Source organism: Opitutus sp. ER46 (assembly GCF_003054705.1).
Lineage (GTDB): Bacteria > Verrucomicrobiota > Verrucomicrobiia > Opitutales > Opitutaceae > ER46.
In genome coordinates this window covers 479297-498214 of the sequence record NZ_QAYX01000023.1, presented here as the reverse complement: position 1 = coordinate 498214, position 18918 = coordinate 479297, and the positions used below count along the sequence as shown (strand labels likewise).

Below are 18918 nucleotides of genomic sequence, written 5' to 3'. Positions count from 1 at the left end.
CGGTCGCCCTTTGCGGCGTTACCTTTTAGTCAACAACTAGAATCAGAGGTCCTGCGTCGGGGCCTTGTACTCACCGGTGCCCTGGTTGACCGGATCCTTGCCGGCCAGGTTACCAGACTTGTTCAGGGCGCTCAGATCCTTGAGGGAGTCCGACTTGACCGTGAACGTGCCAGTGACGAGGAGCGAACCAGCGCCGGGGATGATCGTGCCCGTGGCGTTGATCGTGAGGTTGTTCGTGATGCTGCTGCCACCCGTGCCGGAGGTGAGGAAGTCACCGCCCGTGTTGATGGTAACCGCACCCGTCGAGATGCTGCCCGCGCGGAGGTTGAAGCTGGTGGCCTCGTTGATGAGGGTGCCACCCGTGCCCGCCGTGAAGCGGAAGGCGCCGAACGCATTGGCCGTGTTGTTCAGGATCAGCGAGCTCCCGGCGGCTGACGCGATGAAGGTAGAGTTACCACCAATCGTAAGCGCACCCAGCTGGCTAATGTTGCCGAGGGTGTTCTCAACATAGAGGGCCCCCGTAACGCTCGACGTATCGAGCTGCAGATTGCCGATACTGTCGATAATCTGAGCATCACCAGCAGCGCTGAGCTTAACAACCGCGTAATCGCTGCCGACCTTGTCCAACGTGATGCTACCGATCGTCGCGGCAAATGACGCCACGCCGCCCACGGTCACAACACCGGTATCGATGATATCGCCACCTTCGGAAGTAACGGTCAGGTTACCAGCACCGGTGGTCACAGCCGCCAAGTTGAGCGTAGTGAGCTCTGTCACCGCAATATCGCCGCCATTGCTCGCCAGAGTCAGGCCACCGAACTGATTGCCAGAGTTCGTAAGCGTGATCGCCGCAGCGTTCGTCTTAAGCGTCGTCGCACCATACGTATAGATCGCGGTGCCAGTCTTCTGCGTCAGCGCGATACCCGCGGTACCGGAGAGATCAACGGTGAGACCGCCCGCCGCCACCGTCACAGCACCAAGCTTGGTCGCGAGAGTGTTCCTGAACTTCGAAGTGTTCAACGCGGTCAACGAAACGTTGCCCGTGATGACATTCGCCGAGGTATCGAGCGTAACGGCGCCGTTGCTGGCCTTAAACGTAGCGTCCTTGTTCGCAGTGATCACACCCGACTGGATGACATCGCCGTAGGTGCTGGTCGCGACCAGATTTCCGCCCGTCACGCTGGCGGCTTTCAGGCGAAGGGTCCCCGCCTCTACGATCGAGGCGCCACCAGCAGTCGTGGTGATCGAGACCTGACCGAAGTTGTGGCCTGCGTTGGTGATGCTCAGCGACTTCCCAGTGAAGGTGGTGTCACCGAAGATCGAGATGCCCGCGGACGAGTCGATAACGGCGTTCGCGCCAGCGAAGGTCGTCACGCCGGTCGAGGTGCTCACATACTGACCGATGGTCAGATTGCCACCGGAGGAAGTATACGTAACCGCGCCGGTGCCCGAGATATTCCCGTTAACCGTAAGCGCACCCGCCGTAGTAAGGTTGACCGCGCCGCCGGCGTTAACCGTGACGCTGGTGTACTTGCTCGAGCCGCCAGTGATCGCACCGGTGCCAGAAGTCAAGGTGACCGAACCGGTCGTGTTCAACGCGGTAAAGTTGAGAGCATTGGTCCCCAATGTCGTCAGATTGACGTTGACCTTGGCGTTGGTGTCGGCCGTCCCAATCGAAACCAAGCTCGCCGAAGCGGCGTTGTTCACGATGGTCAGGTTCTTCGCGAGGTAGTTGCCAACCAGCGTGGAGCCCAGAAGGCCGAGATCGTCGTACAGGGAGACCGTACCGGTGATGGCGTTACCATCCTTGAAATCCAAGGCGATGTCGCCCGGATTAGTAGCCGTGCCCGCGCCAACCTTAACGTTAACGGCGGTGATGACACCCGAGTTGACGATACCGGTCGCGCTATAGGCAGTCAGGTCTGCGCCGCCCAAGTTGATCGTACCGAGGTTCAGGGTCTGAGCTTCGAAGACCTTCGCCGCGCCACCAACGGTCGTGATCTTGACCGCACCGTAGCTGCTGTTCAGCCCCACCGCGTTGCCAGTGGCACCATCGAGGGTAACCACGGCCGCGCCAGTCGACGTAATCGTGAGGTTGCCGCCAACCTTCGCGTTGTTGGTTGCGTCGGTCACAGCAGTGGCGCCGGCGCTGACAGTAAGGTCGAGTTTCTTGTCGACCGAGACCGTGCCAGCCGCAGTGTTGCCGAGGGCAACGCTGCCGGCCGTGATCGTCACATTACCCGTCGCAGCAGTGCCATCGCCAAGGATCACGGCATTGGCATCGGTGAACGTCGCCGTGCCAGGCGTCTCTTTGACCACCAAAGTGGCAAAGTCGCTGGAGCCGGTGAGATTGATCGAACTGGTCGACGAGAAGGTCGCATTGCCCGACGAGGTGATGACGCCCGCGCCCGAGATGTAGGCGCCCGAGGCATTGAGATCAGTTGCACCGATCGTCGAGCCAACGACGATGTTTCCGGTGGCGGTCAGGTTGGCGGTCTTGCTCGCCGAGATGGCCGCCGTCTGGTTCAGGTACGCTCCGGAAGCGCTAACGTTACCCGTCGTGGCAGTGACGGCGGCAGCAACCGCGAGGTTCCCCGTCGCAGTCAGCGTCGCATCCTTATTGGCGCTGATCGCGGCGCCCTGATTCACATAAGCGCCGGACAGGCTGACATTGCCAGCAGTCGAGGTGATCGTACCACCGGCAGCGAGGGTCGCGTTACCGGTCGCGGTGATCGAAGTGTCTCCCGACGTGCTGATCGCAGCAGCCTGGTTGTAAGTCGTCGCGGCGGTAGCGGTAACCTTGGTCGCCGTAATCGCGGCGCCAATGTCGATGAGCTTGCCGGACGTGATGGTGATGTTCGCGGCGGGAGTGGCTCCGCCGATAATGCCGGCCGCCGTGCTCGTGATACTGCCAGAGGTGCTGGTCAGCGAAATATCGCCGGTACCGGCCGCCGTGGAATTCAGGGCGGCGGCGACACTCAGGTCGGTACCCGCTTTGGCATTGATGTTCGTCGCGATGATGGCGCCACCGAGCGTAACCCCCTTGTTGGCGTCAACCTTGACGAGACTCGGGGCGGTTCCCGCACCGATCGTCGAAGTCAAGTTGATCAAGCCGCCGGTCGAAACGAGGCTGACGTTGCCAACTCCAGCAGCAGCGGCGTTGATCGCAGCGGTCTGCGTGATGTTGCCGCTCGCAGTAACCGTGAGGTTGCCAGTATTGATAGCCGACCCGATCGCGACGTCCTTACCCTTATAGGTCGCGAGCGTCGCAACGGTCTGCACCCCGCCAAAGCTGATATTACCGGCGGTTGCCGTAAAGGTAACGTTGCCTGCGGTGATGGCAGGGATAACGATATCGCCAGTAGCTTGGGTGTAGCTGACCGACCCGAACGTAACGCCAGCGAGCGTGACCGACGAAGGAGCAGCCTTGACGGAAATCGCAACGTCCTTGCCCGCGATTGTGGTCAGTGAGACCGCGCCACCGCGAACGTCGATCTGGCCACCCGAAAGGATGGAGCCGGAACTGCTGGTCGCCGTGAGTGCGGAAACGTTACCGGCGTTGAGCGTCAGGTCGCCAGTCGAGGTAACCGTAAGTGCGCCAGATGAAACCGCACCGACCGCGATGCGCCCAGCGCCCGACGTGATCGACATGGCCCCACCGGTAGCGCCGACGGTCAGGAGCCCGGAACCATAAGCCTGCACATCCACGAAGGTCTGGGCGCCGGTACCAGTGCTCGTAGTAAGCGTCGCGTTACCGGCGAGACTGTCGCCAATCGCGAGGACCGAGCCTGCCGTCTGATTGATGATGGCATTGCCTCCGGTCGTAAGCGAGAGCGTCGAGCCCAGTACGACGACGTCATTGGACACGTCGATCTGGCTCGCTGCCGTAGTAACGTTCATGCTCGCATTGCGCAGCGTCGCATTACCGACCGTGAGGTCGCCGGCATCGCCGAGGCTAACGACACCCGTGCGGACGCCCGCAACTGTGACGTTGCCGGCGTCGATTGTGCCGGCCAGCGCAATGCCATTACCCGAAATCCAAACGTTACCGCTGCCTGAGGCAGCAGTCAGCTTCGCCCCCGAGAGGACGCTGACTCCCGTTGTCGTGGTGATACCATCACCCTGGTTCTCGACGCCAGCAAGCGCACCAGTGGTGAGAAACGCATATTCCGTTTCAGGAACCGTGCTCAGGCCAACGCCAGCGGCGTTGATCACACCCGTAGCTCCAATGGTCACGCCGTTCGGATTCAGGATCCAAACGCTGCCGTTCGAACTCAGCGTTCCGTTGACCGTTGTGCCCGTCGTCCCGGTCACCCGGTTAAGAATCGAGGACGTCGAGGACGGGAGCGCAAAATTAACGGTATCACCGGCAATGATGTTGTTGTGAGCAGCATCGGCACCACCGAAGTTATTCCAGTTGATGACCGAATACTGACTCGTCGAAGTCACGTCGACCTGAGTCGAGCTCGTGGACGTGACCGTGACGCCGGACGACTTATTCGCAATCTGTGAATTCAGATCGGACTGGTTCGCAGGCAGCGCCCACAACGGAGTGGGGAGGGTAGCCAGAGGAGCTGCCACAAGAGCGGAGAGCAACAGCTTCCGCAGCGACACGCTCGCGTTTGTTTTATTCTTCATGGGTGAGACTGAGTGTTGTTGAACAAGACGGATATAACGCCAATTCAGGGCCGAAGAAGCCGCTCCGCGCCAGCATTGGCAAGCACTTTCTAGACGCAGCCAGTCATCGGTTTGCGACCGAAACGGACCCCGTAGAGAAGGTGGCTAATGTAACCCGGGAAACTTCGTAGCCGGATCCTAAGGCAGACCCCGTGCCAACCGACTGGACTTACGCAAGCCACTTTGGAGCAGCAAACTGCGATACATGTATCGTACTTCCGCGCACACGTTGGTACGCAAAGGAACCCATTTTACATGCAATTGGTGGGTAAATTTACCCAGCAGATCAACTCCTTTGGGACGCGATCACCGATTCCCGGCCGCCAATGCATCCACACCGCCGGTGGCGCCCGAAGGGAAAGTCCCGGAGGCCGGACCCGCAGTTTTCTATATGAAGTATTGCGGCGGCCTGAACAATTCCTGACTCGCCCAGTCCCAGCCAACCCGTTCACATCGCCAAACCCATGCTCTTTCGCGTCGTCACTTTTCTAGCGCTGCTCCTTTCAGCGCATGCGGCCATCGGTCAGGATGTATATATCTTCAAGCGGCTGATCACCGCCGACACTGCGGAGGCCGCGCTCGCCTACAAGGTTGATCCCGCCAATCCGGCGACCGTAGTCGTCCAGAACGTCCCGGTCCTTGATGATCCGACTTTCAAGGCGATCATCGCTCCACTCATCGGCAGGCCGATCGACGCTCCCTTGGTCAACGAAGTGCGCGCGCACATCAGCCGATATGTGCAGAGCCACGACCGCATGATCACGAAGGTCGACATTCCCACCCAGACGATCGCGGACGGGTCCCTGCGCATGGTCGTCGTTCTCGGCCGTTTCAAGGACGTCGCCTTCGTCGGCAACAAGTGGTTCAGCAGCAAACTGCTCGAAGAGCGGCTCGGGATCAAACCGGGCGACGAAGTCCGTCTCTCTGTCCTTGAGGAAGCCGTCAACTGGACTAACACGAATCCGTTCCGTCAGGTAAAGGTGATCGTCAATCCTATCGGCGATCACCCGACCCAGGCCAACCTCATCGTCGGGGTGCAGGAGCGGATGCCTTGGCGCTTCGCCACCTCCATCGACAACTACGGCAACGAGGTTCTCGGAAAACGTCACTACACCGCGATCGTGCAGTTTGGAAATCTCTGGGGACGCGATCATCAGGGGTCCTATCAGTTTGTCACGACCGACCAGCCGTCGACCTATCAGGTTCACGCCTTCAACTACCGCATACCCACCACATGGCGCCACTTCCTCGAGTTCAACGCCAGCTACTCCCGCGTGAATCCGAGGTTTGGCGCCTCCGGCGAGATCGTCCAACTCGGCATCAGCAAGTCCGCCGAGGTTCGTTATGCGATTCCACTCCGCGGCGGGGAGAAGCCCGTCGAAGTCTGGTTCGGCACCGAATTCAAGCGTAGCAACAACGACTACGACTTCGCTTGGGGGCTGATCCGGGACCGGAAAGAGGCCGACGTGATCCAATTCAACGCGGGCATCAGCCACATGCGCCGTGACAAACGCGGGAGCTGGGGCTTTGGCGCAACCGTCCACTACAGCCCCGGCGGCATCGGTGCGCTCAACAACAACACCACGTACGATAACACCCGCCTCCTTTCCTCACCGCGGTATGTCTACGGCACCGTCTCCATCCAGCGGCAGCTGACCCTCGACACATGGTTGCTATCCACCCGGCTGATCGGCCAACTCGCCAGCACCAATCTTCTCGGTAGTGAACAACTCGCTATCGGCGGGCCTACTAGCGTCCGGGGGTTCGCGAGCATCATCCACGCCGCCGACGAGGGGTTCCTCTTCAGCACTGAACTGCTTACCCCGAGCTTCACCACGAAGCTCGAAAAGCTCCGCAAGACCCTGCCACCGCTCAATACCCGCTTCGCCGTCTTCTACGATGCAGGCCAGGTGTTCTACAAGATGCCCATCGGCTCGGATCCCAAGCTCACCGCCCTTGCCTCGGTCGGCACTGGCGTCCGGCTGAGTATCGCGAGCAACTTCAGCCTGAACTTCGACTACGGCTGGCAGCTCACCGAGCTTCCCTACCGCGGCCCCCACAGCGCCGGCCACATCAAGGCCGCGCTCGCCTTCTGATCCTTCCGCCCCTTTCGCCGGACACCCGGCACGCCGACGGCGGGCCCGCGACCAAACGCGGGGCCCGCCGTTTTTGCTTCGCCTCCTCTCCGGTTCGGTTTTTGCGTGACCGCAACCTTGAGGATCCATCTCGGCCACCACTTCTACGGCGCCGGCAACTTGGGCGACGATTTCATGCTCGCCGGCTTCCTGGGCGCCATGCGCACGCTCGCGCCCGATGCCACTTTGACGTGCTGCGTCCCGTTTCCCCTCGAGCCGCTTCGCCGGCGGTTTCCCTCCGTGACGTGGCATCCATACGAGGAGGCGCTCCGCACCCGCTGCATTGCCGAATCCGATGTCTGGCTCGGTCTCGGCGGCTCTCCGTTTCAATCCGCCCAATCCCGTTGGTTCATCGACCATCTCAACGCTGACGCCGCGCTCTGCCGCACCGCCCGCAAACGCATGTTCTTTCTCGGCGTCGGCGCCCAAACCGAGGCCGAACTCCTCGTACCCGATGTCCGTACGCTTTGCGGCGAGGCATCGGGCATCTGGACGCGTGATTTCGCCTCCGCGCAACGCCTCTCCGCCCTCGATCCGGGCATCCGCGCCACTCCTGGCAGCGATCTCGCCCACCTGTTCTTCCGCGAACACCGGCCGCCCCCTCCCGCGCCGCGGCGCCTTACCTTCGTCGCCAATTTCGATTACGCCTCTTGGGACGCCGCCCCCGCCTTCCTCCAGGCCGTCGCCTGCCTAGCACCCTCGGAACGCGTCTGGCTCGCGCAGGAGTCCCGCGACCTCCCGGGCGCTGAACGTGCCATCTTCTCCTCGTTGGCCACGCCCCTGCGCGCCGGCTGGGCATTGATCTCTCCAGAGCTGCCCGGCGCTCCGCTCGCTGACGTCCTCGCACGGTGGCCGACCGGCGAGTGGCTCCTCACGTCCCGCTTTCACGCGGCGATTGCAGCCGCCTGGGCCGGCTCACGCATCGTCGTGATTGCCACCAACGAGAAGCTTCGCGCGATCGGCCGCGAACTCGGTTGTCCCGTCGTGCCCCCCGACGCCGATACCACCACCGTCAGCCACGCGCTCGCCTCCGCGCTCCCCGTTCGTCCTCCGCTCACCTCCGCCGAACGCGCGTACGCAGCGTGCCGCGAGTTTGTGTCGGCCGCCGGCACCTGAGCCCCCTGCCCTCCGGCTCGCCAGTGCCGCTTCGCCTCTCCCCACGAATCGAGGGGAATCGGGAAAAACAGGCTCGTCGGATATGACGAATCCGTGCGACTTTGCCCCTCCATGCTAGCGCTGGCGTATTCGTTCCTCCTCTTCGCATTCTGGGTTCTGGTCGGGCGTGCGGTCATCGCCGTCGTCTTCCCGCGACTCGGCGTCCTCCTTTCCTGGCTGCTCTCACCCGCCCTCGGCCTGAGCGTGCTCCTCCTCGGGCTCATGGTCTTCAACCAACTGGGCCTCCGGCTCGGCATCGTCGTCACCCCGCTCACGCTCGGACTCGCGGGCGTTTCCCTCGCCATCCTTTTCCAGCGGCGGCCAATCGTTCCGTGGCGCCAGATCGCGCCGTTCGCCTTGGCCGTCGTCGCAGCCCTGCTCTGGGCCGGGTGGCCAGCCCTCCTCACCGGTTTCGACTGGGTCAGCTACGCCAACGACGATATGGCGAACTACTGCCTGGCCGCCCAGCGGTTCCTTGACCGGGGATTCTACGAGGCCCCGACGATGGCGGAACTCGCCGGTCGCGACTACTCCAGCTATTACTTCTTCATGCACGTCGCCGACATGATGCGGTTCGGCGCCGAGCATCTGGTCGCCTGGAGTGCCGCCCTTGGGCACGTTAAGGCCACCCAGGGCTTCATGCCGGCCATCATGGCGCTGGCCCTCGTCCAACTCGCTTCCGCCGGCGCCCTCGTGCTTCACCTTGGCCGGTGGCGCCGCCAGGCCGCCGTCGCGGTTTGGGTCCTGGCGGGCAGTCCTCTGTTTATGCTCGGCGCGCTCTACCAACTGATCGCCCAGGTCGGGGGCGTCGCGCTGCTCATCGCTACCATCGCGCTGCTGCTGCGGCCCTGGGCCACACCGCGCCGCCGGGTGATGATCCAGTACGCCATTCTGCCCGCGATCACCGCCTCCGCTCTCTGCATCTTCTACCCCGAAGTCACCCCGTTCGCCGGTCTGGTCTTCGTCGGGTTCGCGCTCATCTGGTCACTCCGCAATCGCGCCTGGCCCTCGGCCCTCCTCGGCCTCGCCGCCTACACGCTCCTGGGCGTCGTAATCCTGCTGCGTCACAACCTGATTTCCTACGTCAGCATCCTCGTGGTGCAGTTCAACGGGGCGATGGATGCTTCCAACCTCCTGCTCTCGCTGTTCCCGTATTTCATGCTGCCCACGGGATTCTCGAACTTCCTGGGTTGGATGCCGATCGCCCACGACTTTCCCGAGCCCGTCGTCTCCCTCTCGATCGCCGCAGGCATGCTCGTCGTGGCGCTCGTTCTCCTGCGCGCACTGCGCGACAGCTGGCGCCTCGCGCCCGCCGCCCTCCTGCTTCTGATCCAGTTTGCATTCGCCGCCCGGCTTTTCAGCGGCGCAAACGACTTCGGCCTCTACAAGCTCGCAATGTGGATGCAGCCCGCCCTCGCGGCTTGCCTCGCGGCCTGGATCGTCAGCCTCACCGGCCGACGCGTGGTCGCAGCCGGCGCGATCGTGGCCCTCTATCTCGTGAGTGCGGCTCCGACCGGCCTCTATTACACGCAGGCGTCCTGCGGCGTGAACGCCGGCGGGCTCACCGAACTGCGGCTCGCGTCCCGCCTCGGCCTGACCATCCCGCCGCCGGCGGACCACAACGCGCAGCTGACGAGCACCATCGAGAACGTCGTCGCGGCGAAGTTTGCCGGCACCGAACTGCGCGGCTATCCCCTCGCCCTCGTCTCCCGCGACTTTTTCTGGCCCACCACGCGGACCGATTTCAAGGACCCGACCTGGTCCGTCCGCCTGCACCCGTACTTTGAAGAGATGAGCCGGGCCGCGCCGCTGATCACCGAGCGCAATCGCGATCTCATCACCAACGGCGTGCTCTGGGGCACCCAGCTCACCCAGCCGGTCGTGAATCAAGCCACCGCCAGCTACGTGTCGATCGAGCCACAGCTGTCGCTGTTCAATAAGTTTCACTTCCCGACCGCCATCGGGGACCGCGACGGGTTGTTCGTCGTCGAGCCGGCCGCGACGGTGAAGAACCGGTTGCTCTTTGTGCACTCCGGGCTCGGCAACCACTACTACCTGGGCGACCGCCGGAAAATCTCGTTCTTCCAGCAAGAGCCGGACCTCTACGAGGTCAGCCAGAACTTCAACGCCATCGGCCGCTTTCTCCTCCTGCGGATCGAGAACCCTTCGCCGAAGGTCTACCTCCGGATCGCCGCGACCCGCACGTTCATCACGGGTCACACCGCATGGGACCCCCGCGCCGTGGTCCACGGGCGCGAGGATATTCCCCTCGACGGCCTCGGCGACGGCGCGTTCAACCGTTTCGTCGGCCCGCTTGCGCCGCAGGTTTTTGAGGGTGCGAACTACCTGGCCATCGATTTCAAGGAGTTCCCGCGGTACATCAAGGACCGGCGGCCCGGCCTGAAGCGTCTCTACAACGAGATGGTCCCGCTCGATTACCGCCGGCTCATCGGCTGGGCGCGCGACATCTCCGCCATCGGCGAGGATGAGTACCTGGCCCTGGAGCGTCCGCGCGAAATCTCCAACTTCCCGCGCGATTTTGCCATGGCGCGAGGACTTGAGTTCTCGGGCATGTTCGAGGACGGATGGATTTCCGCCCACGCCACGTTCGTGATCGGCGGCGCCAAGTCCGGCGAGATGGTGCGGCTGCGCGGCGTGGTTCCCCAGATCAAGGGCTCGAAGGTCGGCACCGGCACGGTCAAAATCTCGATCAACGGCCAACCCGTGGGCGAGCTCACGGCTGCCTTGGGTTCGTTCGACTGGCTGCTACCGATTCCGAACCCGCGCAGCACCACCGCCATCGACCTCAGGTTCTCCGTCTCCGGGATCCTTGAAGCGCCCGACGAACGCCCCGTCTCCGCCCTGCTCGAGTACCTCGGCGTAGTCGCCCCCAGTGCCACGTTGGAATCCGACTTCACCCACATCGGCGCCCCGCGGCTCGCCGCGCCCGGCATCGATCCTGACGGTTGGATGCTCCCCCAGGCCGGCCTCATGATCCCGGCCGCCGCCCAGCCGCGCGAGATCCTGCTCACCTTCGAGTATCCGGATTGGGGTGGCGCCAAACCCGCCCACCTACAGGCAATCCTCGACGGCACCACACCGGTCGCCCCGCTGGCCCTCGTCCCCGGCACCCGGCCGGAACTGCGCCTCCGTGTCCCCGCCTCGGCTTCGCCCGTACGGCTGCAGCTCGAAGCCACGTCCGAACTCACCCTCCCCGCGCCCGACTCCCGCCGCCGCGCCCTGCGTCTCCTGCGCGCGACCGTCGCTCCCGCCGCCAAGTCATGACCGGCTCTTCTGCCCAACCCGCCGCCGCCCGCCCGCGCACCGTGGTGTGCGTCAAGGTGGATACCCTCGGCGACCTCGTGCTGTTCATACCCGCCCTGGCCGCGCTGCGGGGCGCCTGGCCCGACACCCGCATCGCCGTCGTGATCCGGCAGGCCTACCTCGACCTGGCTCCGCAACTCGTGGCCGGCGTGGAATGGATCGGCACTTCCTTGGATCCCTTTGCCCGCGGTCCGGCCGCCGACCCGGCCGAATTGACGCGCCTGCGCCACGTCGTGGCCGCGCTGCAGCCCGACGTCATTGCCGCCGCCACCTCGCGCCAGAATTGGCTGGAAACGGTGCTGGCCGCGACGCCGGGCGCCAGCCATCGGGTGGCACTCGGCACGGCGACGGACGACGAGTTCTTCGCCACGCAGCTTCGCGTACACCTCGGCATCGACGCGCGGCAGGCCTTCACCAGCCACGCCGAGTTCGCCGCCGACGACTCCGACTGGGTGCGCGGCCTGCGGCTGGCCGACGCCCTCCTGGGCCGAGCCGTGCCCCGGTCCCGACCGAGCCTCTCGCTGCCCGCCGAGGTGGTGAGCCGCCCCGCCGCGTTCCTGCAGCAGCATCGCCTTTCACCTGGACGCTACGTGGTCTGCGCCGCCGCCGGCTTCGCCAACGTCGCGCTCAAGACCTGGCCGGCCGAACGCTTCGCCGCCGTCCTGCGCCACATTCAGGAACGTCACGGCCGGCCGACACTGCTCGTGGGCCAGGAGAGCGAGCGCCCCCACCTCGAGCCCCTTGCCGCCGCCGCGGGTGGCGATACCACGCTTTGGCTCGGACGTGACGGTTCCTTGCCCGAACTCGCCGCCCTCATTGGCCAAGCTGGACTCTTCCTCGGCAATGACACCGGGGCGATGCACCTCGCGGCAGCCCTCGACGTGCCCGTGGTCGCCGTATTCGGTGGCGGCACCTGGCCTCGTTTCGTCCCGGCCGCCCGCCGCCACGTGAGCGTCGTGCAACCGCTCCCCTGCTTTGGTTGCGGCTGGGATTGCGCCTTCGGCGACGCGCCCTGCATCGACGGCATCTCCGTCGCCGACGTGACCGCCGCGGTGGACCTGGCGTTTGCCCGCGGCCGCACGGACTTCGCCGAGATTCGCGCGGTCGAGCCGCTCCCCGCCACCACGCGTGAGATCATGGGGAAGGCCGCGATCCGCTACCGGCAGGCGCGCACCGACCACCTCGCTCGCCAACATAAGCTCGAGGAGCTGACCGACCTCGACCGCGAAAAGGACGCCGCCATCGCCGAGAAGGAGGCTTCGATAGCCGAAAAGGAAGCGGCGATCGCCGAGAAGGAGGCCGCCATCAACGGAAAGGAGGAGGCGATCCTCAAGACCGAGGCGGAGCTGCGACAGAAGGAGGCGTCGATTTTCGAGAAAGAAGCGGAGATCCACTCGAAGGATCACGAGATCGCGGCGCTCAAACAGGTCTGCGACGAGCGTGAAAAGTTGATCTTCGAACTCGACCGCAACTCCCGTGCGTTCGAGGCGAAGGCGGTCACCATCGCCGCCGACAAGGAACTGCTGGTGAAGACGCTGCGCGAGCTCCCGGAGGACCGCGCGTACGCCGTTGAAACGATCGCCGGCCAGGCCGCGCATATCCGCAATCTCGAGTCCATCCGCCTCCTGCGCGACGGGGAGATCGCCGACCTCAAAGCCTCGCTCGCCAACATGACGAACGGACGCCAGGACCTCGAACAGGCCCGGCACTACGGCCGCCTGCTCGCGGAGAAGGAGGCGGTCATCCAGGATCTCCATCGCAACTGCCAGGCGCGCGAAGCCGTCATCCGCCAGCTCATGGCCGAGACCACCTCCGTGACCGGCAAGCTGTGGCACGCCTGGCGCGCCACGCGCGTCTGGGCGTACGAACGCTTCGGTCGGCCGCTTTCCCGCTGGTGGAACGAACGCCTCGTCGAACGCTGCTGGATGCAGATTGGCGAGCTCCGGCAATACCCGCCGCGCCCGCTCCGCTGGGACCGCCGCCTGCCGCGCCGGCGCCCGACCGCCGCCCTGCCCCAGATCGGCATCGTCACGCCGAGCTACGGCCAGGCCCGCTTTCTCGAACGCACGCTGCGCAGCGTCCTCGACCAGCAGTATCCAAAGCTCCGCTACGCCGTGCAGGACGGCGGCTCCAAGGACGCGAGCCCCGCCATCATCGCCGGCTACGCTGCCCGTCTCGCCGCCTGGGAGTCGGTGCCGGACGCCGGCCAGGCCGACGCCATCGCCCGCGGCTTTGCCAAGATCCAGGACGCCCTCGGTGCCGAGGACGTGATGGCCTGGCTGAACTCGGATGACCTGCTCGCCCCCGGCGTCCTGGCCTACGTGGGCGATTACTTTGCCCGGCATCCCGAGGTCGACGTGCTGTACGGCCACCGCATCATCATCGACGAGGAGGATCGCGAAATCGGACGTTGGATCATGCCACGGCACGACGCCGCCTCGCTCGAGTGGGTCGACTACATTCCGCAGGAGACGCTCTTCTGGCGGAAGCAGGCCTGGCAGCGCGTCGGCGGCATCGATCCGGCGTTCCAGTTCGCCCTCGACTGGGACCTGCTCGCGCGTTTCCAGCAGGCGGGCTGCCGGATGGTGCGCGTCCCCTACTTCCTCGCGGCGTTCCGCGTGCACGGCGAACAGAAGACCAGCTCCGTCATTCACACCACCGGCGCCGAGGAGATGCGGCGGATCCGCGCCCGTTTTCATGGTGACCAGCAGGACAACACCGCGCGAATCGAGGAACAGGTGCAGCGCGTGCGGCGCAGGGGCGCGATCGCCACGCGCCTCCTCGAACTCGGTATCCGCTGGTAACCTTTCCGCTTGCAGCAACAACCGTAATCTAGGTTCCTGCGCAGCTGAACCTCATGCTCCTCAGCATCGTTGTCCCGGTCTACAAGGAAGAGAAAAACATCCCCGAGTTCCTGCGGCGGTTGCGGCCAATTTTGTCGGAGATCACCGAGGACTATGAGCTGATTTTCGCGCTGGATCCTTCGCCGGACCGCACCGAGGACGTCGTGCTGGAGCACCGTGCCGCCGATGCGCGGATCAAGTTGCTGAAATTCTCGCGCCGCTTCGGCCAGCCCATGGCCACGCTTGCCGGTCTGCAGTATTCGAGTGGCGACGCGGTGGTCGTGATGGACGTCGACCTGCAGGATCCACCGGAGCTGTTGCACGCCATGGTCGCCAAGTGGCGCGAGGGCTACGACGTCGTGCTGCCGCAGCGCCGGCACCGCACGGGCGAGCCGTGGATCAAGAAGCTTGTCGCGGAGACCGGCTACAAGGTGATCAACAAGATCGCCGACGTTCGCATCCCGCCCAACACCGGCGATTTTCGCCTCATGGCGCGCCGCGTCGTGGCGGAGGTCGTGCGGCTCAAGGAGTCGCACGGTTTTCTCCGCGGCATGGTCGCGGTCGTCGGCTTCAAGCAGGCGATCATCCCCTTCGACCGCCCGCCGCGCTTCGCGGGCGAGACCAATTACAACCGGTTCTTCGGTTCGCTGCGCATCGGGTTCAACGGGATCTTCTGTTTCTCCACCTACGCGCTCACGCTCAGCACCCTGTTCGGCTTCACGCTCGCCATCGGCTCCTTCGTCTTCGCCCTGCTCTACGCCGTCGCCAAGATCATGGGCTGGCTGCCGTTCGCCTCGGGTAACCCGACGATCGTCATCCTGATCCTCTTCATGGGCGGCATTCAGCTCATCAGCGTCGGCATCCTCGGCGAGTACATCGGCCGCATCTACGAGGAGGTCCGCAGCCGGCCCAAGTACATCGTCGACCGCGCCGAAGGTTTCACTACGCGTTGACAATGCAGATTTCTCGTTCCGCCGCCGAAACGCCGCGCCCCGTGGGCTCGCCGCCTTCGTTCCGCCGTTTCAGCCTCGCCGCCGCCGCCTTGTTTGGTCTCGCGCTGGCCTCCATCGTCGCGCTCCGGACTTGGCCTCCGATGCCAGCGGTGCTGGCCCTCGAGGTGGCGTTCCCGCCGGCCGAGAACGGCCGGATCGAGCCGATCATCGCCACCGGCGAGTTTGCCAATGCCGATTTTCTTTCCGTCAAGTACGAGACCGGGAATCGTGTCGTCATTGCCTACGACGCCTGGGGCGTCGGCGGACCGGTTTCTGAGCCTATCCCGTACATCCCGGGTGAACGCCTCCGGCTCGTCGTAGAAATGCCTTCGTTCACGGAGCTCAATGGCGTCTCCACCCGCCCCACGGCGCCCCTTCGGGTCAGCGTCGCCGGTCGCGAAATTCTCCGCGGTGAGGTCAGTTTCCATCGGCGGAAGTCGCACGAGATTTTTTTCGGCCTGAATCCGCTTGGCGGCACTCCGGCCGGCGCCTTTCGCGGCACGCTCTGGATCGACCACCGGCCAGTCAAGGGCGGCCCCGAGTCCTACTTTTCCCTGCCGCGCCGGCTCGCCGCGTTCGCCCTGCAGTTCGAACGCATCGCGGCCGTGGTGCTTCTGGGCGCGGCCTTCGGCTTCTTCCTTCCCGCCTGCCAGCGCTGGCTGCGCGCCCGGCCCCAGCAGGCCGTCGCCGACGCCCCCCATCGCCCGCCGCACCGCTGGTTCATCTGCGCCACGGTACTCGCGACGCTGGTATTCACCCACGTCATCACCGCCGGAACCTACCAGCTATTCTACCCGGAGTCCTTCGGCACGTTCTACGACTATCAGGCATTGAGCCTGATTCACGGCCGCCTCGATGTTGCCGGCGAGGCACTCAGCGGCGAAGCCTTCATCTACAATGGCAAATGCTACGGATACTTTGGTCCCACGCCCGCGCTGCTGCGGATCCCATTTGCCCTGCTCGGAGTAGGCTTTGGCCTGCTCAGCCGACCCATGATGGTCCTGCAGTTCGTCGCCTGCCTTGCCGCCGTCTATGCCATCTTGTGCCAGGCGGTGCGCCTGCGCAGCGGTGCCGCCGCATGGCCCTCACGCTTCGCCACTCTGGCCTTCGTTCTCACCGCCGGCTTGGGCAGCACGCTCTTCTTTCTCAGCAGCCGCGCGTATATCTACCACGAGGCGATCCTCTGCGGCGCCGCGTTCGGCCTATGGGCCTGCTACGGCGCGCTCCGCTATCTCGACGCCCCCGCGAGCCGCTGGTGGATCACCGCTCTCATCTGCGGCGTTCTCGCCGTACACGCGCGCCCGCCGCTCGGTCTGTACGCCCTCGTCTTGATCGGCGTCGTCGCCGCCATGCATCTCTGCTTCCGCCGCACCAAGGATGCCGCGAGTGCGCGGCAGCCCCTGAAGCACCTGACCGTCGGCGCCCTCGCCGTGGCCGGCGTACTCAGTTTCAATGGACTGAGCTACCTGAAGTTTCACACCATCGAGGGCTGCCCCCTGCGGTACAACGTCCAGTACAACGCCACGCGTCTGGCCCGCATCGACGGAAAGCAATTCCACCTGGGCAATGTCCCGTTCGGCTTCGACGCCTATCTGGGGAAGCTGACGCTCAAGACGACGAAACACTTTCCGTACTTCGCCACCCACGGATTGGATTCCAGCACCTACCCCAGCGCCAAGATCGACATGACCGAGAGCATGGCCGGCATTCCCTGGGCCATGCCCGGCCTGTCTGCCCTCGCACTTCTCGGCCTCTTCGCGTGGTCGCGGCGCAGTGGCGCCCTGCGCTTTGAAGTCGCCGCAATCTGGGTCGCCGTGCTTCCGACGGCTTTCGCGATGTTCGCGGCGATCGCCGTTTCTCACCGTTACACGGGTGATTTCGTTCCCTTCCTGCTCTGCGCCGCCGCCCTCGGAATGGCGGTCGTCGACCGCTGGGCAGGCATCACGGGCCGGCTGACCCACTGGATCCTTCTGCTGCTGTGCACGGTCTCCATCGCGATCACCGCCGCGCTGACGCTCAGCTATCAGGGCGAGGGGGTCTGGGGCGTACCAGCTGAGACTCAACAGCAGTACCAGCGGCTGCGCGAGCGCGTCGACGGCTTCTTTGGGAACAGATCGTAAGCGGGACCGCCAACGGCAGCCCCAAAACGCCGCGGAAAAACATGCGGATGCCCGCCCCTTGGACACCGAACCGACTGGGTCGCCGGATTCGCACAACGTGGGACCCTAACCGGTCCGACCTCCGCCGAAAGGCCAGCGCCACGGAGCCCGGGTGACCCTGCCATGCCGTCGCAACCCTCGTCCTCCGCCTGCCCGGTCCAGGGGCGGCATCGACCGGCCCCCTCCGCGATTGCGATCCTCGTGATCGCCGCCAGCGCCCTGGGGTTTGTCGTGGCCGTCACGTTTGGCACGTTCGACCTATGGGCGTACGAGAACGTCGGGGTATTCTACGATTACCAGGCGCAAAGCCTGCTGGCCGGGCGGCTTGACGTCCCGGACGAGGCAATTCGCGACGAGGCTTTCGTTGTGGGCGGAAGGTACTACGGATACTTCGGTCCCACCCCGGCGATCCTGCGGCTGCCGTTTGCGTGGGCGGGCGTTCCGCCGGGGCATCTCACGAAGGTGTTCATGCTCGGCTACTTTGTCGGTTTGCTCTGGGTGAGCTACCAATTGCTGGCGATGGCCACGAGCGCACTGCGTCGGGACCCCCAGGCGCTGCCGTCAGTATGGGCGATCACCGTCCTGCTCGGCAGCGCCGGGCTCGGCAGCACTGCCTTCTTTCTCGGCGCGCGCCCCATGATGTACCACGAAGCCGTGGCCTGCGGACTCACGTTCGCGCTTGTGTCGGCCTGGTGCTCGCTGCGCCAGCTATCCTCGCCCGCCCCTCGCTGGTGGTTGCTTGCGCTGCTGTGCGGCGTGCTCGCCGCCCATGCCCGCGCCACTTGCGGCCTTTTCGCCCTCACCCTGCTCGGGCTGGTCGCCGGCTGGCAATGGGTGCGTGGGGTGCACCCGCACGGCGGGCCCGCCGCAGTCGGCTGGCTCGACCGCCCGCGGCGTCTGGCGTTAGCCATCGGGCTGCTGGCGGTCGGCGGAGCGCTCAGCCTGAGCGGTCTGGCGTACCTGAAATTTGGCACCTTCGACACCGCGCCGTTCCAGTACAGCCGCCCCTATGCGGATCCGGCGCGCTATGCCCGCGTCGACGGCCGCAAGTTCCACCTCGTGAACGTGCCCTGGGGAACGTATTCGTATTTTGGACGCCTCAACTGCCGGCTCGAACCCCGTTTCCCCTATTTCTTCGCCGGTGGCCGCGAGCCCCCGCGCACGTTTTCCAGAGCCAAGATCGACCTCGCCGACTGGCTCGTGCCGGTGCCCTACGCCATGCCCGGCCTATTCGCACTCGCAACCGCCGGCGCGCTGATCGCGCTTTTGCGATTTCGAGCCGCGCGCCTGCCCTTGCTGCTCGTGTGGCTCGCGGCGGCCCCAATGACACTGCTGCTCGTCGCCTTCATCGCAATCGCGCAGCGTTATTCTGGCGACCTGTGCCCGTGGCTCATCGCGAGCGCCATTTTTGGCGTCGCGGCATTGGACTCGTTGTCCGGGGTTGGCGGGCGGCTCCTGCGCGTCGCGTTCTCGATCTTGGCGCTCGTCGGAATCCTGATCACCAGCGCTCTCGTGTTCGAATATCAGGCATTCTGGGGGCCCGCCATGCCGGAATCGATCCACCGCCACCACGAAGCCCTTCGCCAACGCATCGACGGCTTCCTTTGTCCACCATCGCCCTAGTCCGTCGCCT

At 64.8% G+C, this 18918-nt stretch carries 8 protein-coding genes; 7 read left to right on the top strand and 1 reads right to left on the bottom strand.

Annotation, left to right across the window (positions count from 1 at the left end):
• Positions 1-42: 42 nt before the first annotated feature.
• Positions 43-4638, bottom strand: a complete 4596-nt coding sequence (locus DB354_RS14890; protein ID WP_107836422.1) for a filamentous hemagglutinin N-terminal domain-containing protein — start codon at positions 4636-4638, stop codon at positions 43-45.
• Between the two features lie 503 nt (positions 4639-5141).
• On the opposite strand from DB354_RS14890, the gene DB354_RS14885 reads away from it, so the two are divergent.
• The 7 genes from DB354_RS14885 to DB354_RS14855 all read left to right on the top strand — a co-directional run bounded on the left by DB354_RS14885 (position 5142) and on the right by DB354_RS14855 (position 18908).
• Entirely contained in the window at positions 5142-6773 is a 1632-nt protein-coding gene (locus tag DB354_RS14885; RefSeq protein ID WP_107836421.1) for a ShlB/FhaC/HecB family hemolysin secretion/activation protein, read from the top strand.
• Positions 6774-6878: 105 nt separating this feature from the next.
• Positions 6879-7928 (top strand): hypothetical protein, encoded by a 1050-nt coding sequence (locus DB354_RS14880; RefSeq protein ID WP_233256651.1) that lies wholly within the window; start codon positions 6879-6881, stop codon positions 7926-7928.
• Positions 7929-8039: 111 nt separating this feature from the next.
• Entirely contained in the window at positions 8040-11252 is a 3213-nt protein-coding gene (locus DB354_RS14875; protein WP_107836419.1) for a hypothetical protein, read from the top strand.
• Entirely contained in the window at positions 11249-14095 is a 2847-nt protein-coding gene (locus tag DB354_RS14870; RefSeq protein ID WP_107836418.1) for a glycosyltransferase family 9 protein, read from the top strand. The genes DB354_RS14875 and DB354_RS14870 overlap by 4 nt, the downstream gene beginning before the upstream one ends.
• A 53-nt stretch (positions 14096-14148) precedes the next feature.
• On the top strand, positions 14149-15087 hold the full coding sequence (locus tag DB354_RS14865; protein WP_107836417.1) for a glycosyltransferase family 2 protein: 939 nt from the start codon (positions 14149-14151) through the stop codon (positions 15085-15087).
• 2 nt (positions 15088-15089) lie between these two features.
• A complete protein-coding gene (locus DB354_RS14860) occupies positions 15090-17246 on the top strand; it encodes a hypothetical protein (protein WP_107836416.1) in 2157 nt (718 codons plus the stop codon).
• Between the two features lie 162 nt (positions 17247-17408).
• Positions 17409-18908, top strand: a complete 1500-nt coding sequence (locus DB354_RS14855; protein ID WP_146180272.1) for a hypothetical protein — start codon at positions 17409-17411, stop codon at positions 18906-18908.
• The last annotated feature ends 10 nt before the right edge of the window (positions 18909-18918 follow it).